Source organism: Thermodesulfobacterium commune DSM 2178 (genome assembly GCF_000734015.1).
Lineage (GTDB): Bacteria > Desulfobacterota > Thermodesulfobacteria > Thermodesulfobacteriales > Thermodesulfobacteriaceae > Thermodesulfobacterium > Thermodesulfobacterium commune.
Map to the genome: position 1 here is coordinate 1,582,951 of NZ_CP008796.1, position 20,667 is coordinate 1,603,617.

Consider the following 20,667-nt stretch of genomic DNA (forward strand, 5'->3'; position numbering starts at 1 on the left):
GTTAAAAGGGTTTGACCTTTTTAACTGCTGGGCTTTCCTTCCTTCTTTTTATCAGGTTTTCTCCAAAAAGAACTGTCTTAAGCCACTTAAACCCAAATTGAAGGAGTTTTAGGTCATCTTCCTTGATTTCTTCTAAGGTTTTCTCATCCACCTCAAACATATCTAAAAACTTACTTTCAAAAACAAAACTTCTAAACCGCTCTGGGTTGGTGCTTACCATAAAAAATAACTGAATACTTTTTTCTGGGACAGAAATAGGCCCAAGAGATTCTTTTTTCATGATGATTTCTGCCCATTCTACGATAGGTTTTTCAAGCTCAGGAATGCCCTGAGATTCTCTGTATTCATCCACAGTCATCTCTTCCCCAGAGTCAAGGCCTTGACAAAAACCTTCTTTCACCAGGTAATAGATTTCTTCGTTTCTTCTTTCGTCTTTGTTGCGGAAAAGCCCAAAACCTAAGGGATAATAGCGACAAGCAAGAGGCCTTACCTCATAGATGTTGCATCCCCCGTCTCCTAAAAAAGGACAGGTTTTTTCTTCGTTTTCACTCATCTTTAGCCTTGCGATAGGAAGCCCAGATTTAGGAAGGATAAAGGGCTCTGTATATTGAAGTAAAAATTCATCTGTGGTAAGCCCAAGTTTATCTCTAATCCTTATAATATCATAGGGGGTAAGTGGTAAAAAAAGGTCAGAACAACAGAGTTTAAAACAAGGAACTCCAGGGTTACATTGAAAGACGAATTTGGATTTCCCTGTAAGTCTAACAGGAACAAGGATTTTATCTAACCCTCTTAAGTTTTGTAAGGCCTCCATCGGTAAACTCCTCTCTATTGAAATTTGTTAGACACCTAAGGTAATTTTAAAAAAAGAGCCGGCGGAGGGTTTCGAACCCTCGACCTGTGGATTACGAATCCACTGCTCTACCGCTGAGCTACGCCGGCATTTTAAAAATTAGGGTTAAGTATAATTCTACTACCTTTTTATATTTTTCAAAGATTTTTTAGTTTGAGTTTAGTTGATTTTCTTAGTAAACAATTTATATTTAAAAAGTCGAAGCAACATGAAAATTCTAGGAGGGTAGGGATGAAGCTTACACGAAGACAGTTTTTTGAATTGGGAGGTTGTTTACTTGGGGCAGCAATCATACCTCGTGAGTCCTATGCCAACACTAAAAAATATGCTACCTTTATCGACATAACCAGATGTGATGGCTGCCAGGGAGAAGAAATCCCTCTTTGTGTCAAAGCCTGTAGAGAAGAAAATAAAGAAAGGTTTCCTAATCCCAAAAAACCAATTTTACCTTACTGGCCTCGTAAAAATTACGAAGACTGGTCGGATAAAAAAGAGCTAATAACCACCCTTACCCCTTACAACTGGATTTTTGTACAAAAAGTAGAGGTAGAAGGCAAAACTCTTTACCTTCCAAGACGATGTATGCACTGCGATTCTCCTCCATGTGTAAAAGGATGCCCTTTTGGAGCATTAACCAGACAGCCTGAAGGTAACAGCGTAATCGACCACAACCTTTGCTTTGGTGGAGCAAAATGTAGAGATGTATGTCCTTGGCATATCCCTCAACGTCAGGCAGGGGTTGGGCTTTATCTTAAACTTCTTCCCAAGTATGCTGGGGGAGGTGTGATGTATAAATGTGATCTTTGTGATAGCAGGATTAAAAAAGGGGAAATCCCAGCTTGTGTCATAGCCTGTAAAAATCAGGTCTTTTATTTTGGAGAAAGAAAAGAAGTATATCAGATGGCCTACGAAAGAGCTAAAAAAGAAGGGTTATATATCTATGGTGATAAACAAAACGGAGGCACTTCAACGTTATATCTTTCTCCTGTCCCTTTTGAAAGGATAGACCAATATCTTGTTCAAACCAAAGCAAGGTTCCGGATGCCTGTAAACATACCTAACAGATATCATCAAGAAATTAATCCTATAGGCAAAGGGATGGTAGCTACTGCCGTGCTTTCCTCTTTAGCTGGCATAGCTGGGGCTTTGATAAATAGATCACAGGATGATTCTAAGCAAAAGGAGGTAGATAGAGATGAAGAATAGAATCCAAAGATATGGTATTTTGGTTAGGCTTGAACACTGGACAGTGGCTTTATCAGGCATAGCTCTTATCTTTACAGGCCTTGGGTGTCTTCCCCTTTTTAAGCGGTATTATATCACGGAACTACCAGGATTTGGCTGGACGGCTGATTTTTATACGGTAACTAAGATCCATTATATAGCTGCCATCTTTTTTGTGATGGGAGTCCTTTTTCATCTCTTTTATCATGGCTTGAGAAAAGACTTTGGCCTTATTCCGAGACCAAGGGATTTTATAGATTCCTTTAAGGTAATACTTGCTTCTTTTGGTATAGGTAAGGAGCCTCCTTGTGATAAATGGCTTCCAGAACAAAGGGTAGCTTATTTGTTTATTGGGTTAAACATCTTGGTGGTAGGAGGAACAGGCTTTTTAAAGGTACTTAAAAATTTAGAATGGGTGATCTTTTCCCCGAAAACAGAAACTCTTCTTAACCTTACTCATACCATAAGTGGGGGGATTTTTATCCTGATGTTTATAATTCATGTATTTTTTGTTTTAGCGGTAAAATCTAACTGGCCTTTACTTAAAGCCATGATCACCGGATATGTGGACGAAGAATATGTAAAAAAGAGACATCATCTTTGGTATGAAAAGATAAAGGGAGAGGTTAATCTGGAAGAATAGCGTCTACGAAACTCTCTTTGTTAAAGGGGACGAGGTCTTCGGCCTTCTCCCCTAATCCTATAAATCTAATAGGTAGGTTAAATTGATAAGAAAGGGCTATGGCAATACCTCCTTTAGCGGTTCCATCCATCTTAGTAATGATTACGCTGTGTACTGGCACAGCCTCAGTAAAATGTTTGGCCTGACTTAGGGCATTCTGCCCTGTGGTTGCGTCAAGCACCAAAATGTTCTCACAGGCCTCAGGTGGGACTAATTTGTGCATCACCCTTACCATTTTCTTAAGCTCTTCTATAAGGTTGTATTTAGTATGAAGCCTTCCAGCCGTATCCACTAAAACTACATCGATGTTGTTTTTTTTAGCATACTCTATACCTTGATAGATAACAGCTGCCGGGTCAGAGCCTTCCTGAAGGGCTATAACAGGTGCACTTATCCGTTCCCCCCAGGTTTTTAACTGGTCTATGGCTGCAGCTCTAAAGGTGTCAGCAGCAACCAGCACCACAGAAAATCCATTTTCTTTGAGTTTTTTACCTATTTTGGCGATGGTAGTGGTTTTACCTACCCCGTTAACCCCAAGAAAAAAAAGCACAGAGGGATGTCCTTGAGGAGGAAAAGGGGTTTCTGCTTCTTTTAAAAAAGACAACATTTGAGATTTAAGAAACTTTTTAAGCTCTTTGGTGGTTAGGGTTTCTCCGTTTATTACTCGATCTTTAAAAGGTTCGATAAGAGCCAAAGTAGTCTCGACTCCGAGGTCTGAAAGGATAAGGTTTTCTTCGATTTCTTCTAAGGTTTTAAGGTCTACTACCCTTTCAACCTCAAAAAGATCCGAGAGAGCCTCAGAAAGCTTTTCTTTAGTTTTAGAAAGACCTTTTTTGAATTTTTCTATCAGGTTTTCCTTTTTAAAAAAACCTAAAAACCCAGATTTTTCTTCTTCAGGTTCTGGTTGGGGAGCTTCTTGAGAAGAGGTAATAAGATTTTGAGTTTGTTCTTGGGCTTCTCTTTTTTCTTCTTTTTTCCTTTTGAAGAAATTAAACATTAGGCAAGGTTTAAAAGGATTTTATAAGCGGAGGAGGAGGGATTCGAACCCCCGGAGGGAGGTGAACTCCCTCAACGGCTTTCAAGGCCGCCCCCTTCGTCCACTCGGGCACTCCTCCAATCACTAAATATAATACAAAACCCAAATAAGTAAAGCTATAGATGAGGTCTGATTTTAGTTTAAAAGGTCTTTTAAGGTGAATTTTGAGGTTTGGTCCATCATGAAGGAGAGTTTTTTGATAAAATCTTCAGGAAAAACCTTGCTTAGGTCTTTTAAATCAGGTCTATTTTCTAAGGTTAGAATTTCTAAAAGGCTTATTTTTTCAGGGGCTTTAGCTAAGTAAATTTTACCCTCTTTTAATACCACCAGGCCCTGGTTTTCAAGCTGTTGTAAAAGGGTCTCAAATTCAATGGGACAAATTTTTAATCTTTGACAAAGAGTATAAACTTCTATAGGACCTTCAGAATAGAATTTTTCCCCTAAAAGATACATCACAAAAAGTGCAAAAAGGTTTCTGGGAATGTTTGGGGTTTCTGACTCCCAGGCCCTTTTTTCTAAAAAAACGATAAGTTCTGCCCCTATCAAAAACACCACCCAGTTTAAAAAGATCCAAAGTAAAAAAAGCGGAAAAGCCGCTAATGAACCATAGATTTTAGAGTAACTTACGGCATATTTTACATAAACCGAATATAGATAAGAGCTGGTAAACCAAAGACAGGTAGAAAAAACCGCACCAACCAGAGCCTCTTTCTTAGAAACATCTTTGGCAGGAAAAAAAAGATAGATCAACAAAAAGAAAAGGACCATAAACAAAAAATTTAAAAAAATAAAAAATTTTCCTACGTAGGAAGAAAAAATAAAGGGTACAAGAAAGATAAAAGGGGTAAGGGTGATACAAAGCCAGAAGAAAAGCAACCTTTGATAGAAACTTCTTCTTTTGGTACTTTCAAATATTTTGTTTAAAACATCTTCTATTTGAAACAAAAGTCCCACACTCATTATGAAATAAAACAAAACGCTAAACTTCCCCAAGGGAAAGGTCTCAAGCTTTTTGATAAGTTTGATCAGCACCTGAGTGACCTTTTGGGTGGCTTCAGGGGTAAGATATTGGGTAACCTGTAGGAGAAATTCGTCTATTATCTTTTCCTGAGGAATAAAAACTTTAGCTATAGATAAAATTAGCCCCAAAAGGGGAATGAGGGTAAGTATGGTGTTAAAAGAAAGTCCTTGGGCATATACTAAAATCTCGTCTTTTAATATTTTTTGCAAAAATGTTTTAAAGAAAAACAGAGGTCTTTTAGGCATGCTTTCTATTATAAACCTTTTTATAGAAAACCACAAAGACCTTAGTTCGTAACAGTTATTTTCAGACTTTTTGATTCATCCATCAACCGTTAAACACTTTTTAGAAGTCTAAAAAACTAAACTTTTTTAAAGGTTTAGCTATGATGCTTTTTGTTATCAATTTTAAAAAAGTGTAAAAAAATAAAAAATTTTTTAAAAACATGAGAAAAATTAAAAATTTTTGGGAAAAACTTTGAATAAAAATATTTGACTTTTAAAATTTAATGACATAATTTTAAAATTAGTATTACTAAAACAGTAAAACATAAATGCCTGGTTAAGGAGGAGGAAATGTGTCAAGGTTTTGAACCCAAGATAATTGTTTTTGCTTGTAATTGGTGTACTTATGCTGGGGCTGATTTGGCTGGGTCTTTAAGGTATGCTTATCCGTCTAACGTTTATCTTATCAGGGTTCCTTGTAGCGGAAGAGTAGAGCCAGAATTTATTTTTTACGCTTTTTTTAGTGGGGCAGACGGAGTGCTTATAGGGGGATGTCATCCTGGAGATTGTCATTATCGCTATGGTAACTATTATGCTCATCGCAGGTATAACCTTTTGCAGAGGTTTTTAGAGGTTATAGGGATCGAAAAAGATAGGCTTAGGCTTGAATGGATCTCTGGGGCAGAGGGATTAAAGTTTGCTCAGGTAGCTACGGAATTTACCGAAAAAATTAAGTCCTTAGGTCCTGTCAAGATAGAGCTTAAGGATAAGCTGGATTGGAAGGAACTTAGTAGGGTGGTTGCTGGGGTTGGTTCTGCAGGTAAGGTCTTCTGGGATGAATCAAAATGTATGACCGATGTTATTCTTTCTTTTCTTGAGTTTGTTCAAAAAAATTCTTGTGCCCAATGTATTCCTTGCAGGATAGGAACTAAAAGAATGCAAGAGGTTTTATCAGAGATTTTAGCAGGTAGTATCGATGGAGATGGCGAAAGATTGTTAAAACTTTTGGCAGAAGACATAGGATATTCAAGCAAATGTGACCTTGGGAGGCTTGCTGGCAAATCGGTTAAGTATGCCCTTGAATGTTGTTATGAAGATCTCCTTTCGCATAAGCAAGGTATATGTAAAAAAACCATCCCGGGACATCCTGGGTGGGATAAAGTAGTGCCTTTATAAAAATAAGAATCTGTCGGAGGTGAAAAGATGAAAGAGGTTCAGTTAACCATCGATGGTATAAGCGTTAAAGTTCCTGAGGGAACTACTATATTGGAGGCTGCTAAAAAAGTGGGGATAAAAATTCCTACATTGTGTTATTTAAATGGAGTAGGGTTAAAACATATCAAACATGATGTGGGGGCTTGTAGGGTTTGTGTGGTAGAGGTTCAAGGTAAAAACGATTTGTTGTCTTCTTGCAATACTTTGGTAGAAGAAGGTATGGTGGTTTACACACATACTCCAAGGGGACACTTGTCAAGAGAATTGTGTCTCCTTATAAAATCTCTTTACAAACATTTGCCTCAATTCGTATAAAGCAGACTTAATTAAAGGAAGTGGTTTTTGCCATCTCGTTTTCTGAATCCGACTTACTGTTATGTATATCGCAACCTCTGCTGTCTTGATTGATTGAAAATATCCCCCTGTATTTACCCTTATCAGCTCTATCCTGCTATTTATATTCTCAACCACATTCGTCGTGTATATATACCTCCTCACCCCCTCAGGATATTTCTTATAAACAAAATAATGCTCCTTCTTTTTCAAAAGTCCCTTTATATAAGCTGGATACTTCTTCTCATAACTCTTACATAATTCCTCAAATCTATTTAAGGCCCTCTCATACTCCTCTATCCTCTTTATAATGCTTAACTCCTCATAAAATTTTTTAGCATCCTGCTTAGACATGTTCCTGTTGATGTTCCTTTGCATGTGTACAAAACAAAGCTGATGATCTGTCTCAGGAAAGAGGGCTTTTATGGCTTGAGTAAGGCCAGGAAAATCATCACTCACTATTACCATAACCCTCTTAACTCCCCTCTTTATCAAATCATTAAGTATCTGGAGCCAGTCCTCCTTCGTCTCTGAACCAAAATAAATGTAATAAGAAAGTAAATTTTTTCTTCCCTCCATATCTATCCCGATGATATTATAAATAACTGCTTTTCTGATTCTGTTGGCTTCGGTATCTTTTATCTGAGTATGATAAGCGTCTATAAACATAGCAAACAAATTTTCTGGCAATTCTTTGGTTTTTAATTCTTTGGCTTGGTTATACAATTCTTCTTTAATTTCTTCTATTTGTTCTGGGGAGTAGGGGAGTTTCATAGATTGCAAGAGGGCTTTGATTTTATTGGGGGAGTAGCTTTGGAGAACGAGGTTAAGGATAAAGTCCTGGAAGGATTCATCAGCTTTTTGCCATTCAGGAGGAAGAATAGCAGGTCTGAATTCAGATTTTCTATCTCTTGGGACAGAGATACCAAGGTTACCTAAGAAACAGGCAAGTTGTCTTTCATAGTAACCATTAGCTTTATTATCAATACTATCTCTAAGGAATATTTCTCTTTCTTTTTTCATGAGAGCGTTTAAGAGGAGTGCAGCAGCCATTTTGATACCCTCTTTTGATTCAATTTTTGAGATTTCACTTAAAACTTTTTCTAAATCTAAGTCTAAGTTTTCCATTTTACAGACCTCCTGGTTAGTTTAGTCTTTTAGGTTTTATGTTATCATTAATTTAAAAAATATTAAAAATTTTTATTATGCCTCTAAAATATTTTATTAAAAGACACAATTTATATTCTACTCCCTCCAAGGGTTCTTTCTACCAGAAAATTAAACCTTGAGCTTATGCTAAGCGACCATCATTTGGACTGTCCTACCTGTCCTAAAAATGGGGTATGTGAGCTACAAAGTTTATGTGCTGAACTTACCATAAGAAGTATAAGACCCAAAGGGGAGAGAAAGACTTATGAGATAGACTGTTCTTCTCCTTCGATCGTTAGAAATCCTAACAAGTGTATTGTCTGTCAGAGATGTATCACCGCTTGTAAGGTTTTACAGACGGTTGATGTGTTAGAGCTTTATGGGAATGGGTTTGAGGCCATAGTAAGGCCGGTGGGTGGCAAGTCTCTCATAGAGACTAAGTGTGTTGCCTGTGGACAGTGTGCTTTGGTGTGTCCTACCGCGGCTATCGTAGAAAAAGACGACACGTCTCTTGTTTGGGAGGCTTTAAGTGATCCTAAAAAGCATGTGGTTGTTCAGACAGCACCTGCTACCCATGTAACCATAGGTGAGGCCTTTGGGTTACCTCGAGGTACAGATATTACTGGAAAAATGGTTACAGCCTTGAAAATGCTTGGGTTTGATGCGGTTTTTGATACTAACTGGTCGGCAGATCTTACCATCATGGAAGAGGCGTATGAGTTGATCCACAGGATTAAAAACAACGGGGTCCTTCCTCAGTTTACCTCCTGTTCTCCTGCATGGATTAAGTTTGTTGAGGAGTTTTACCCAGACCTAATACCTCATCTTTCAACCTGCAAGTCTCCTCAACAGATGTTTGGAGCTGTAGCCAAAACCTATTATGCAGAAAAGAAGGGTATCAATCCTGAAGACATTTTTGTGGTTTCAATCATGCCTTGTACTGCAAAGAAATATGAAGCTGCTCGTCCTGAAATGGTTTCTGCCCAAAAGTACTGGAATAACCCTAATATCACAAGAGATGTAGATGTGGTGTTAACCTCAAGAGAACTTATCAGGATGATCAGAGAGTCTGGGATAGACTTTGCCAATCTACCAGATAGTCCTTATGACCCTATTATGGGTGAGGGTACAGGAGCCGCTCAGATTTTTGGGGCAACCGGGGGAGTTATGGAGGCAGCCTTAAGAACTGCTTATGAGGTGGTCACAGGAAAGACTTTACCAAGACTTGATTTTGAAGAAGTAAGAGGGATGAAGGATATTAAAGAAGCGGCTGTAGAGATGAACGGGGTAACCATAAAGGTATTGGTAGCCCATTCCTTAGGGGCTGCAAGAAAGTTGATGGATAAGATAAGAGCCGGAGAATTAAAGGATTACCATTTTATAGAGGTAATGGCTTGCCCTGGTGGATGTATCGGAGGTGGTGGTCAGCCTATTCCTACCACAGTTGAGGCAAGAGAGGAGCGTATTAAGGGAATATATGAAAGGGATAAAAAGTTACCTATAAGAAAAAGCCATGAAAACCCTGAAATAAAAGCAATTTACCAAGAGTTTTTAAAGGAACCTCTTGGAGAAAAATCTCATAAGCTTCTCCATACCCATTACACTCCAAGGAGATAAAAAATACGTTAGCAGGAGGGAGAAACCATGGTTAGTAAAGTTAGAACTTTCAAATCAGAAAAAGGGTTATCTCAAGATGCAGGTACTTACAGAAGAGGAGAACTTAGAGGTATCATTCGGATAAACGAAGAAGTTTGTGTAGGATGTGATACTTGTAGAGGAGTTTGTCCTGCTGATGCTATAGAAGGTTCTGTAGGAGAAAAGCATAAGATCAACTTAGACAAATGTGTGGTATGTGGGCAGTGTTTGATTAACTGTCCTTTTGATGCTGTTGAGCAGATGAGCTTTGTGGAGGATGTGTTGCCTAAACTAAAAGACAAACAAACCAAGGTGGTGGCGATAGTGGCTCCTGCGGTAAGGGTAGCTATAGCAGAAGAGTTTGGCGCAAAGCCTGGGACCTTAGCCTTAGGGAGACTCTGGGTTGCGCTTAAAAAGGCTGGATTTGAGATTTATGACAACAACTTTGCGGCTGACCAGACTATCTTAGAAGAAGGGACAGAACTTTTAGCAAGGATTGCCGCACATGCAGGATTAAAGGAACTACCTGTTTATCTATGGGATAAAAAATTGGTGTTAGAAGTAGAGGAATATAAACACAAACCTTTACCACAGTTTACCTCTTGTTGTCCTGCTTGGGTAAGGTATGTAGAGCTTTATTATCCTGATCTTATTCCATACCTTTCAACCTGTAAATCTCCTCAGCAGATGGCTGGAGCTACGGCTAAGACCTATGGAGCTAAAGATGTGTGGAAAGTTGCGGTAGAAAAGGTTTATACCGTAGGGGTTATGCCATGTACAGCTAAGATTTTTGAGGCTTTTAGGCCTGAGTTTAATTCTGCCGGTAAATATCATAAAAATGAGAGTATAAGGGATGTAGACGCGGTACTTACTACCAGAGATTTGGCAGAAATTTTTAGAAGACTTAACATCGATTTTATGAGCTTGCCAGAGGAAAGGGACCCTAAAAATTTTATGTGGTATTCAGGAGGTGCTACCATTTTTGGTGTAAGTGGAGGGGTGATGGAGGCTGCGATAAGGTTTGCTTTTCATGTTCTCTCTGGGAAAGAACCTTCTCCTACTGCTTCAGAATGGGAGTTTCATGATGTAAGAGGGCTTACTAACCCTGTAGTCAGAGCTACGGTGACCATACCTTTGAGACCTGAATATCAAAAAGTTTTTAATGATAAAGTTATAAGACTTAAGGTTTGTGTAGTAAATGGTATTGGCCATAATGGGGCCCATTTAAAGCCAGTGGTTGAAGAAGTGCTTAGAGGAAAAAGCCCTTATCAATTTATAGAGGTTATGACCTGTCCAGGGGGTTGTATTAATGGAGGAGGGCAGCCCAAACAGGCGATGAGTATAGGGTTTATTCAAAAAATATTTTATAAGCTGGGTAGGGCTTAAACATAAACTAAGTTAGAACACAGGAGGGAAACTATGCAAAAAGTAAACAGAAGAGATTTTATAAAGTTTTTAGGTATAACCTATGTAGCCTTTACCGTAGGGGTGCCTAAGATAGTTTATTCTCAGGAAAAGGTTAAAGAAAACTTCTTTGAAACCTCTGTAGGTAGAGAAAAGCTTGAGCTTATTAAAGCAAGACAGTCTGCTCAGTATAAGGACGATAAGATAGTAAGAGAAAAATTTAAAATAGCTGCAAGCCATCAAAATCCGATGATTAAAGAATTTTACACAAAGTTTGCCCAGCATCCTTTAAGTGGAATAAGCGAAAGACTTTTACATACCTATTATAAGAAAAGAAGATAAGTCCAATCCCCTGGGGGGTAAAAATTATTTGGGAGGCCATCTCTGCATACCCTTCCCCTCCCTCCCCCAAGGGGTGTTTTTAAGGAGGTTGAAAAAACTTGTTTAGAAAAGAAATTGATTTTCTGGGAGAAAAACTTGTTCCACAGGAAGCCTACTATGGTATTCACACCTTAAGGGCCTTAGAAAATTTTCCGCTATCTGAAGAAAGGGTTCATAGAGAGCTTGTCTGGGCTATAGGTTTGGTTAAAAAAGCCTGTGCCTTTGCTAACAAAGAGCTTGGTTTTTTAGAGGAAAAAAAGGCTTATGCTATTTTAGAGGCCTGTGAAGAACTTGCTGAGGGAAGGTTTGATGACCAAATTCTAATCCATCCTCTGGCAGGAGGTGCAGGCACCTCCTTTAACATGAACGTTAACGAAGTCATTGCTAATCGTGCTCTTGAAATTCTGGGTCATCCTAAAGGAAGGTATGAGATCGTGCATCCTATAGAAGACGTAAACCTACATCAGTCAACCAACGATGTTTTCCCAACCTCAGTGAAGATAGCGGTTTTAAGACTTTTGAAGGAGTTGGCTCAAGAGGTAGCACTTCTTCAAGGAGAGTTTCAGAAAAAGGAAAAAGAGTTTGCCCAAGTCTTAAAGGTTGGTAGGACTGAGATGCAAGATGCTTGCCCTGTAACTTTAGGGCAAGAATTTGGAGCTTGGGCTGAAGCCTTAAATCGAGACTGGTGGAGGTTAAATAAAGCCTCAGAAAGGGTAAGACAGGTAAACCTTGGAGGAACAGCTGTAGGTACAGGTCTAAACTGCCCCAACGAATTCGTAGAAATAGCCATAGAAAAGTTGAGAGAAATTACAGGACTTCCGGTGGCTAAAGCAGAAAACCTCTTTGAGGCTACACAAAATCTGGATGCTCTTTGTGAAGTTTCTGGGTTTTTGAAAACCTTAGCGGCAAACCTTATTAAAATAGCAGGAGACCTAAGATTTCTTTCTTCTGGACCTAAGGCAGGTATAGGAGAAATTAAACTTCCAGAGTTGCAGGCTGGTTCCTCTATCATGCCAGGAAAGGTGAACCCGGTTGTTCCTGAGATGGTAATTCAAGTAGGTATAAAGACGATAGCAGCAGACCATGCCATAACTTTGGGATGTAGCCTTGGTAATTTAGAGTTAAACCCTTTTTTACCGCTTATCTCTCAAGAACTTATCACAAGCTTAAAGCTTCTTAAAAAAAGTTGTAATATCCTTAGAGAAAAATGTATATCAGGCATAACTGTTAATCAAGAACGATGTAAAGAATTGTTTAACCAAAGTGCTTGTGTGATCACAGCCTTTAGTCCCTATTTAGGTTATGAAGTTTGTGCAGAGGTTTATAAAGAGGCTGTGAGTTCAGGTAAAAGGGTAGAAGAGATCTTGTTGGCTCGAGGTTATTTCACTGAAGAAGAGTTAAGGTTGATACTTGATCCTCAGGAGCTTACTACCCCAGGAATTGCCGGGTTAGAAAAGTTAAAAGAAATAATACAAAAAAGGGGGGATAAAGAATGTTTTTAAACTTTGAAACGGTAGAGACACAAAGTCTGGCAGATCAGATAATAAAAGAAAATGAAATAGAAAGGTATTTAGAGAAGGGAAGGGACTTTATCAACGACGAGGAAATTTGGGAAAAATTAAACAAACATGTTGAGCCAGACCCGGTTAGGGTAAGAGAAATTTTAGCCAAGTCTCTTGCTATCGAGACCCTTGAACCTGATGAACTGGCGGTTTTGATAAACGTCAAAGACCCGGAACTTTGGGAAGAAATGTTTGCTACGGCAAGAGAGATTAAAAAGAAGGTATACGACAACCGGATTGTTACCTTTGCGCCACTTTATTGTGGAAATCTTTGCATCAACAACTGTCTTTATTGTGGTTTTAGAAGAGAAAACAAGGTAATCAAGAGAAGGGTACTTACCATAGAAGAGGTTAAAAGAGAAGCAGAGGTTTTAGCAGGAGAGATAGGGCATAAAAGGCTGATAGTGGTTTATGGAGAGCATCCTGCTACCGGGGCTGAATATATTAGAGATACGATAGAGGCTATCTATTCGGTAAAGGTGAAGACCCGAAGGGGATATGGACAGATCAGGAGGGTAAACGTTAACGCTGCCCCTATGTCTATAGACGAGCTCAAGATGCTTAAGGAAGTAGGCATAGGAACTTATCAGGTGTTTCAAGAGACCTATCATCACGAAACCTATGCCCAAATCCATCCCAAAGGAACGGTAAAACATCATTATCAGTGGAGGCTTTATTGTCATCACAGAGCTTTAGAGGCAGGTGTAGATGATGTAGGACTGGGGGTGCTTTTTGGTCTTTATGACTGGAGGTTTGAGTTGATGGGACTTTTATACCATGCACGAGACCTTGAGAAAAAGTTTGGGATAGGCCCACATACCATTTCCTTTCCCAGGCTTGAACCTGCGGCTAATACCCCCTTTGTGCAGGAGACAAAATATAAAGTTTCAGACGAGGATTTTAAAAAAGTAATCTGTTTAATCAGGCTGGCTGTCCCATATACGGGTATGATACTTACCGCAAGAGAACCTGCTCATATAAGAAGAGAAATCTTAGGTTTAGGAATTGTGACCCAAACGGATGCCTCAACCAAGATAGGAATAGGAGCTTATTCTGATAGGTATACAGAACAAGAGTTAGAAAGACAGCAGTTTCAGATAGGAGATCCTCGGAGTCTTGAAGAAGTAATAAGGGAACTTGCTGAGATGGGGTATATCACAAGCTTTTGCACTGCAGGTTATCGTTGTGGAAGAACAGGAGAAAGGATAATGGACCTCCTGGTTAAAGGGAAAGAACGAATCTTTTGTAAGTTAAATGCTGTCCTTACCTTTAAAGAATGGCTTGATGATTTTGCCTCAGAAGAAACTAAGGAGGTAGCCCAAAAGGTTATAGAAAAAGAGATGGAAGAACTTAAAGGTATGGTTCCTGAAGGGGTTTATCAAAAACTTTTAGAGTATTATCAGAGGATTGAGAATGGAGAGAGAGACCTTTATTTCTAAGTTTACAGCCTTAGCTGAAAGGATAAAACAAACTTATGGAGTAAATCTTTGGTTGGTTGAGGTGCTTGGAAAAAGGCATTCTTATGTAGCTGGCCACAAAGAAGATAGCTTTTTGCCTCCAGAACCTATATACCTTAACGAGAGATTTGCGGTTGTTTCTAACGAGTGGGAGAAAATCCCAGAGGAAGAAAGAAAACAACTGATAAGTTTTTTAAAAGAGGATCTTTTAAAATGAATATACCTAAGGGACAAAGGCTTCACATAGCCCTTTTTGGAAGGAGAAACGTGGGAAAATCTTCTTTGATTAATGCTTTAACCGGACAAGAACTTGCGATTGTTTCGGATATTCCAGGAACTACCACTGACCCGGTAGAAAAAAGTATGGAGATTCTTCCCTTAGGGCCTGTGGTAATCATAGATACAGCTGGAATTGACGATGTAGGTAAACTTGGGGAGTTGCGGAAAAAGAAGTCTTATGAAGTGTTAAATAAAGCAGATTTGGTGTTGCTGGTAATTGACCCTATGACAGGTTTCGGAGAATTTGAGGAAGAGGTAGTAAAAAAGGCTAAGGAGTATGATACTCCGTTAGTGCATGTGATAAATAAAATAGACCTTTATCCTCAGGCTAAAACACAAAAATTTCCAGAACCTAAGGTTTTCGTAAGTGCTAAGACTAAAGAAGGGATAGACGAGTTAAAACAGGTGATCATAAAGCATGCACCCAAAGACTGGGCTCTTCCAACTATAGTAGGAGATTTGATAAAACCTGGAGATTTTGTGGTATGTGTAGTCCCGGTAGATAAAGCAGCTCCTAAAGGTAGACTTATTTTGCCTCAACAGATGGTTATAAGAGACATTTTAGATAATGAAGCTATCGCCTTGGTGGTAAAAGAAAGGGAGCTTAGGTTTGTTTTTGAAAAGACCAAGGTTAAACCAAGTCTGGTGATAACAGATGCCTCGGTTTACACCAAAGTTTCTGCAGACACTCCACCAGACATAAGGCTTACGTCTTTTTCTGTTCTTTTCGCAAGATATAAGGGGGATTTGCAAACCCTGGTAGAAGGGGTTCTTGCTGTAAAGACACTTAAGCCTGGAGATAAAGTGTTGATCGCAGAGGCTTGTACCCATCATCCTGTAGAAGATGATATAGGTAGGGTAAAAATTCCCAGATGGCTTAGGGCTCAGGTAGGACAAGACCTTGAAATAGAGGTAAAAGCAGGTGGAGGGCCTCTTCCTGAAAACCTTGAGCAATATAAACTGATCGTTCATTGCGGAGCTTGCATGCTAAATAGAAAAGAAATGCTTTCAAGGATTATGCAGGCTAAGAGTGCCAAGGTTCCTATCGTAAATTATGGGGTAATGTTGGCCTACATGCATGGGATTTTAAAAAGAGCTCTTTCTCCTTTTCCTCATTTGCAACGGTTGGTTGTTTCTGAAATCAGAGATTATAAAAAAATCGCAGATGACTTTAAATGCATAAAAGCTTTCTTTTTAAAAAGAACAAACAACTAACCGAAAACAACCTGATAGAAAAGGCTTTATCAGGGATAAAGTTTTCAAAAGAAGAAATTGCCTTTCTTCTTTTAGAAGCCAACCCTGAGTGGGTATATGAGATAGCTAATGAGATAAAGAAACGAGTAAAAGGAAATGTAGTTTATTTAAGAGCGATCATCGAGTTTTCCAACTATTGTAGAAACAACTGCCTTTATTGTGGCATAAGAAGAGATAACAGGGAACTCAAACGTTATCGCATGAAGGAAGAAGAAATTTTAGAAATAGCAGAAAAAATAAGCAAACAAGGTTTTAAGACCATAGTTTTACAATCTGGTGAGGACCCTTTTTGGGATGCTAAGAGGTTGAGTCGTTTGATTAAAGAAATTAAAAATTTAGGGGTGGTAGTTACCCTATCTGTAGGTGAAATGGATTATGAGGATTATAAGGTTTTAAAAGAGGCTGGAGCTGACAGGTTTTTACTCAAACATGAAACGATAGACAAAAGACTTTTTAGTTGGTTAAAGCCAGATACTAATTTAACAAAGAGGGTTCGTTGTTTAAACTGGTTGAAGAAGCTTGGATATGAAACTGGAACAGGTTGTATCGTAGGGTTACCTGGACAGAGAATAGAGACCTTGGTCGAAGACCTTCTTTTTTTACAAGAAATTAGCCCAGAGATGGTAGGGCATGGCCCATTTATTCCTCATCCTCAAACTCCTCTGGCTTTTTTCCCTTCTGGAAACCCTTGGTTAACCCTTAAACTGATAGCCTTAACCAGGATGATTCTTCCAAAAGCTAACATTCCTGCCACTACAGCTTTAAACGTTTTAGCACCTGATTTAAGGTTTAAGGCTTTTCTAGCTGGTGCTAATGTTCTTATGCCAGACTTAACTCCAGATCAATATAAGCTCCATTATGAAATATATCCAGGAAAAGGAAGTTACCGGATAAATTTAGAGGAATATTTTCGGTTTTTTGAAAAAGAAAACCTAAGGACTGACCTGAAACCTGTTTAGTCTAAGTTAGGTCAGCCCTTAGGTGTAAAGATCTTAGATTAAGGAATAAACGGAACGTTTAAAAGTTTTAGCCCCAAGTAAGTTATCCCTAAACAAGCCACTCTTTTAACCCAGACAGGGCTTAATCTTTTAGCAATTCTAGGTCCTACAAATCCGGCAGCAATTGCTCCTACAGCCATGACTACAAACAATAAAAGGTCAGTTTGTCCAAAAAAGAAGTAACGTGAGCTTGCCATTAAGGTGTTGAAGAAAATGGCTAAGAGAGAACTACCGACCACCACATAAATCGGAAGACCCATAATTACTGTCATAAGGGGAACTACAAAAGGTCCTCCTCCAAAACCACCTAAACTGGAGGCAACTGCTATGAGAAAACCTCCTATGGCACCTATTATCATGTTAGCATAAAACTCTTGTCCCCAAAATTCTATTCTTAACTTCATGGTTTTCACCTCCTAACTAGATTTTTTTTCCTTAGCTTCTTTAGCACGTTTTAGGTACTCCTGAAGTATAGCCCTTTCCTTCTTATTCTTTTCAAGATATCCTGGTGTTGTCTGCCAGAAGAGAAGGGCAGCAAGGATCAACAGGATAATACCAAAGATGAACTTATACTCATCTACAGTTACAAACTGGTTTAATAGAGGACCTATAAAACCACCGATTAGCATAAAAATACCTACTCCTATACCAAGTTTCCAGTTGATAAATCCTATTTTTGAATAGTTGTAGATTCCTGCGGCTTGACTAAAGAGAACTGTTGGCATAACTGAACCAGCAACCACACCGTGAGGCAATCCATAGATGAGAATCAATAAGGGATTTAAGATAAAACCACCACCTGCTCCCATGATCACCCCAAAGGTACAAATAACAAAGGATAAAATGAGGGGTCCAAAAATGTTGGTAGAAGTTCCAGCTACAGGAAAATATACAGTAGGAAAGGAAATTTGATGGGTTAGTTGAATTGGATCGCTTTTTACTTCCTTGTTGGCTACAGCTAATACAGTAAAATCTCCTTTAGGGGCATTACCAGGAAGAGTTATCTCTGCTTCAAAGGTACCATCGGGATTATTCTTGATTTTAGTAAGCACAAAGATTTTTTCAAAATCCTTTAACCTGGTTTGAATTAATCTGGCAGCCTCTTTGGTTATTTCTTTTTTATCAGTAAGAGGATCTAATTTAATACCTCTTGAACCTATAATGGCTCTTAGAACTGTAGATTTCCACACATCGATTTGTTTAATTTCTTTAGGAGGAGTGATAAAGGCAACATTAGCGTTGCTTTCTCTTAAAAATTCTCCTATTTTCCATTTCTTATTTTGTTTGTACTTTTGATAGATTTCCTTTACCGGTTTTTCTTCTACCGTACCGTTTTTGTCTATCTTAGCTATATAGTCCTCATTAATCCAAATTTGATAGAAAGCAGGTATTTCTTTACTTAAATAAAATTTAAAATCTTTCCTATCAAGTCTACTTACCTGGACTTTTTCTTTTGAAGTGATTTCGATGAAGTTTACTTTGTAGCCCTCAGGGACTTTACCTGTAAGTTTAATCTTTTCACCACCTTTGAAAGAGGTTTTGTCAGCCTTTAACTCAATCTTTAAAGGTATTGCTTCAGCCTCAGGTTTGGTAGTATTCCCCTGTGGCTGAGCTAAAAGGTTTTTAGAAAAAACTAATAAAAAGAAAAACAAAAGAAAAGACCATAAGTTTAACTTAAACTTGTACCGCATAACCTGCCTCCCTCCTTTGGATTTTTGAGGTTTCTCGATCAAATATCATGCCTAAACAAAAAATGGTTAAAATTAGAAAAATAAAGAATTTTAAAAGATAAAAAATATATAGGTTTTGATACTTTGGACCTTTAAGCGCAGGGGGTTGTCCCGTTAAGGACAGATCGTTACAAAAGGTTTTGTTAGTTAGGTAAAAAACCTCAGGTTGTATTTTCTGAAAAGGAATTCTTGGAAGGTTTTGATCGTTTTGAAAACCTGTTTTAGTTGATCTCTGTCTTTTTTAGAAAGTTCTTGCGGGTTTAAATAGTTGTCAGGGGGTTGTCCGGTTTGGAGTTTTTTGGCTTGATTCAAAAATTGAAGAGAAAGGATAAACCTGTATCCTTCTTTTAATTCAGAGGCAAAGTCTAAAGAGAGAATCCCTTCCTCTTTTAGAGCATCGATTCTATCAAAGGTATTTGTATGCCAGAGGTTGTACTCTAAAGCCAGAGCTCTAATCCCCTGGACTATGGGAAAAATGGCTGTTTTTTTAAGGTCTAATTTACCTTTGTTAGGGCCTTCTTTTTCGGTTATAAACCTTCCCAAGAAATTAAGAGGTGATTCAAACCTTATGGCTTCTGCCGCAAGACACACGATAAGTCCTTTATTTTTACTTATTTTTTCTTTTATCCAACCTCTGATCTCCTTTTCTATCTCTTCATCTCCATAAACCATTCGAAAATCTAAAAAAATACAAAGATTAAGCAGAGCCTCTTTTTGAGAACAGTCCATCCAGTTAGAAAGCCGCTTTTTCCAGGTTTGCAGATCTCCTCGCCAAAGGGGATTAGAAATCATAACCCCACCAGGACAAGGAGGAAATCCTACTTTTAAAAGATTTTCGATAAAAGTAGAAGAAAAGCTTTCAAAAAAAAGGTCTACCTCTTTTTTTCTATCTGGCAAATCTTCATAGATTAAGGCGTTATCTTGGTCGGTTTTAAAACTTTGTTCTTTTCTTCCTTCACTTCCAAGTACAAAGAATCCAAACTTAGCCGAAAAATAAAGCTCTGTCTCCTTTAAGGTTATCTCCCAGGTTTTTTTTATAAACCTGTCGTTTATTTCTGCAAGGTATTTCCCTAAGTACTCCGGGTTAAAACCTTCGGAAATTTGATTTAACAATGCTTCTTTTACCAGGCTATAAAGTTTGGCTAACTCCTCTAACTCGTGGGCCAACTCCACTTGATATAGAAGAGAAACCAGGTTTTTGCTTTGAAAACTTATGATGTCAGTGTCTTCAAGTACTCCTTGAAGGATTCCTTTATCAAAAACCGCTACTTTTCTTAGTCTTTTTTCTGCCATAAGGAGGATGGCTTCAAACAAACGGTGGTCTGTAGAAAGGCTGACAAGAGGAAAGGTGGCTATTTCTTTAGCTTTTATTCCAAAAGGGTCTTTCCGTTGATATACCACTTTTTGTAAAATGTCCCTTTCAGTGATAATCCCTAAGCCTTCTTTTCCTTGCACCACAACAAAACTGTACTCTTTTTCTACCATAAGTTTAATTACTTTATCTAAGGAATCTTCTTCCCCCACAATAAGAGGAGTTTTTAAGGGTAGATTTTTTAAAGGTTGATCAAAAAATGAATTCTGGAGCATTTTAAATAATTTTTAGCGGTAGTTGTTTCAGTTTTTTATTCCTGTAAGAATAAACTAATTTTAAAAAAAGCAAAGCAGTCATGTAGGCATCTTCTAAAGCATTGTGAAAACTGGTGGTAGGTAAATCATATTCTTCTAACAGTTCATTAAGCTTAGGAATTCTATCTAAGGTCTTTTTAGGATAAAGGTCTAAGACATCAAACCCATAAAAAGAGAGGTTAAGGTTTAGTTCTTCTTTGAGATGTTTTTTTAGCATTTCTAAGTCAAACTCTAAAAAATATCCTACCAATACTGCACCCTTGGTAAACTCTAAAAATTGATGCAAGGCCTCCTTTCTTTCAAGACCGTTTTTAAGTTTGTCTGGTGTAATCCCGTGAATCTTGATAGAGTCTTCAATTCTACACAGGTCTGTTTTTAAGTATAAAATTAGTTTTTCAGAAAAAGAAAGGGTAAGATCAACAATCTTATAAGCACCTACAGAGATAACCTCGTCTTTTTTTAAATCAAGCCCTGTGGTTTCGGTGTCTATCACCACGAAAGTGGTATCTTTTACTTTTTTATTTAGGTCGACCTCCCAACTTAAGTTTTTCTTTTTTCGAAAAAAAGTATAGTAAGTCCTCTTTAAAGTTGTGGTTAACACCTT

At 38.2% G+C, this 20,667-nt stretch carries 17 protein-coding genes, 2 tRNA genes and 3 pseudogenes; 13 read left to right on the forward strand and 9 right to left on the reverse strand.

The features are described 5' to 3' along the window. Position 1: 1 nt before the first annotated feature. Both HL41_RS07995 and HL41_RS08000 read right to left on the reverse strand, forming a co-directional pair. Complete coding sequence (locus HL41_RS07995) at positions 2–814, reverse strand: YkgJ family cysteine cluster protein (RefSeq protein WP_038062351.1); 813 nt, start codon at positions 812–814, stop codon at positions 2–4. 56 nt (positions 815–870) lie between these two features. Then, positions 871–942: transfer RNA gene (locus HL41_RS08000), tRNA-Thr, on the reverse strand. Between the two features lie 142 nt (positions 943–1,084). Here HL41_RS08000 and HL41_RS08005 point away from each other — a divergent pair. Both HL41_RS08005 and HL41_RS08010 read left to right on the forward strand, forming a co-directional pair. Then, on the forward strand, positions 1,085–2,059 hold the full coding sequence (locus HL41_RS08005; RefSeq protein ID WP_038062348.1) for a 4Fe-4S dicluster domain-containing protein: 975 nt from the start codon (positions 1,085–1,087) through the stop codon (positions 2,057–2,059). Continuing rightward, positions 2,049–2,720, forward strand: a complete 672-nt coding sequence (locus HL41_RS08010; protein ID WP_038062345.1) for a formate dehydrogenase subunit gamma — start codon at positions 2,049–2,051, stop codon at positions 2,718–2,720. The genes HL41_RS08005 and HL41_RS08010 overlap by 11 nt, the downstream gene beginning before the upstream one ends. Here the strand turns inward: HL41_RS08010 and ftsY are convergent. From ftsY to HL41_RS09180, 3 genes are all read right to left on the reverse strand, one after another. Continuing rightward, complete coding sequence (gene ftsY / locus HL41_RS08015) at positions 2,704–3,756, reverse strand: signal recognition particle-docking protein FtsY (protein ID WP_081856511.1); 1,053 nt, start codon at positions 3,754–3,756, stop codon at positions 2,704–2,706. The genes HL41_RS08010 and ftsY overlap by 17 nt on opposite strands. A gap of 28 nt (positions 3,757–3,784) precedes the next feature. Then, a tRNA-Ser gene (locus tag HL41_RS08020) sits at positions 3,785–3,874 on the reverse strand. 56 nt (positions 3,875–3,930) lie between these two features. Further along, positions 3,931–5,061 carry a YhjD/YihY/BrkB family envelope integrity protein gene (locus HL41_RS09180; RefSeq protein ID WP_051754602.1) on the reverse strand — a complete coding sequence of 377 codons (1,131 nt, stop codon included), beginning with the start codon at positions 5,059–5,061 and terminating at the stop codon, positions 3,931–3,933. A 330-nt stretch (positions 5,062–5,391) separates the two neighbouring features. Here HL41_RS09180 and HL41_RS09795 point away from each other — a divergent pair. From HL41_RS09795 to HL41_RS08035, 3 genes and pseudogenes are all read left to right on the forward strand, one after another. After that, positions 5,392–5,787: pseudogene (locus tag HL41_RS09795) on the forward strand (hydrogenase iron-sulfur subunit); the annotation flags it as partial. A gap of 102 nt (positions 5,788–5,889) precedes the next feature. Continuing rightward, positions 5,890–6,216 (forward strand): NADH-ubiquinone oxidoreductase-F iron-sulfur binding region domain-containing protein, encoded by a 327-nt coding sequence (locus HL41_RS09800; protein WP_235181328.1) that lies wholly within the window; start codon positions 5,890–5,892, stop codon positions 6,214–6,216. Positions 6,217–6,243: 27 nt separating this feature from the next. Continuing rightward, positions 6,244–6,570, forward strand: a complete 327-nt coding sequence (locus tag HL41_RS08035; protein WP_038062339.1) for a 2Fe-2S iron-sulfur cluster-binding protein — start codon at positions 6,244–6,246, stop codon at positions 6,568–6,570. Here the strand turns inward: HL41_RS08035 and HL41_RS08040 are convergent. Further along, entirely contained in the window at positions 6,511–7,716 is a 1,206-nt protein-coding gene (locus HL41_RS08040) for an IS256 family transposase (RefSeq protein ID WP_038549575.1), read from the reverse strand. The two genes, HL41_RS08035 and HL41_RS08040, sit on opposite strands and share 60 nt — an antisense overlap. 126 nt (positions 7,717–7,842) lie before the next feature. On the opposite strand from HL41_RS08040, the pseudogene HL41_RS08045 reads away from it, so the two are divergent. From HL41_RS08045 to hydE, 8 genes and pseudogenes are all read left to right on the forward strand, one after another. After that, positions 7,843–9,354, forward strand: a pseudogene (locus tag HL41_RS08045) (NADH-dependent [FeFe] hydrogenase, group A6); the annotation flags it as partial. Between the two features lie 27 nt (positions 9,355–9,381). Next, positions 9,382–10,758: a [Fe-Fe] hydrogenase large subunit C-terminal domain-containing protein gene (locus HL41_RS08050; RefSeq protein WP_038061290.1), complete on the forward strand. Its 1,377-nt coding sequence runs from the start codon at positions 9,382–9,384 to the stop codon at positions 10,756–10,758. 33 nt (positions 10,759–10,791) lie between these two features. Then, positions 10,792–11,118 carry an iron hydrogenase small subunit gene (locus tag HL41_RS09185; RefSeq protein ID WP_051754603.1) on the forward strand — a complete coding sequence of 109 codons (327 nt, stop codon included), beginning with the start codon at positions 10,792–10,794 and terminating at the stop codon, positions 11,116–11,118. 98 nt (positions 11,119–11,216) lie between these two features. Continuing rightward, positions 11,217–12,659, forward strand: coding sequence for an aspartate ammonia-lyase (locus HL41_RS08060; RefSeq protein ID WP_038061293.1), 1,443 nt, complete (start codon positions 11,217–11,219; stop codon positions 12,657–12,659). Next, positions 12,650–14,158 (forward strand): [FeFe] hydrogenase H-cluster radical SAM maturase HydG, encoded by a 1,509-nt coding sequence (gene hydG / locus HL41_RS08065; protein ID WP_038061296.1) that lies wholly within the window; start codon positions 12,650–12,652, stop codon positions 14,156–14,158. Before HL41_RS08060 ends, hydG begins: the two co-directional genes overlap by 10 nt. Beyond that, positions 14,133–14,393 (forward strand): hypothetical protein, encoded by a 261-nt coding sequence (locus tag HL41_RS08070; protein ID WP_051754604.1) that lies wholly within the window; start codon positions 14,133–14,135, stop codon positions 14,391–14,393. Before hydG ends, HL41_RS08070 begins: the two co-directional genes overlap by 26 nt. Then, positions 14,390–15,670 carry a [FeFe] hydrogenase H-cluster maturation GTPase HydF gene (gene hydF, locus HL41_RS08075; protein WP_051754605.1) on the forward strand — a complete coding sequence of 427 codons (1,281 nt, stop codon included), beginning with the start codon at positions 14,390–14,392 and terminating at the stop codon, positions 15,668–15,670. Before HL41_RS08070 ends, hydF begins: the two co-directional genes overlap by 4 nt. After that, a complete protein-coding gene (gene hydE / locus HL41_RS08080) occupies positions 15,631–16,668 on the forward strand; it encodes a [FeFe] hydrogenase H-cluster radical SAM maturase HydE (protein WP_081856512.1) in 1,038 nt (345 codons plus the stop codon). The genes hydF and hydE overlap by 40 nt, the downstream gene beginning before the upstream one ends. A gap of 38 nt (positions 16,669–16,706) precedes the next feature. On the opposite strand, the pseudogene HL41_RS09890 reads toward hydE, so the two are convergent. The 3 genes and pseudogenes from HL41_RS09890 to HL41_RS08100 all read right to left on the reverse strand — a co-directional run bounded on the left by HL41_RS09890 (position 16,707) and on the right by HL41_RS08100 (position 20,664). After that, positions 16,707–18,398 (reverse strand): annotated as a pseudogene (locus HL41_RS09890) (sulfite exporter TauE/SafE family protein). Between the two features lie 186 nt (positions 18,399–18,584). Continuing rightward, positions 18,585–20,024, reverse strand: coding sequence for a putative nucleotidyltransferase substrate binding domain-containing protein (locus tag HL41_RS08095; RefSeq protein WP_051754606.1), 1,440 nt, complete (start codon positions 20,022–20,024; stop codon positions 18,585–18,587). Between the two features lies 1 nt (position 20,025). Further along, positions 20,026–20,664, reverse strand: a complete 639-nt coding sequence (locus HL41_RS08100) for a 3'-5' exonuclease (protein WP_000958485.1) — start codon at positions 20,662–20,664, stop codon at positions 20,026–20,028. Positions 20,665–20,667: the final 3 nt, after the last annotated feature.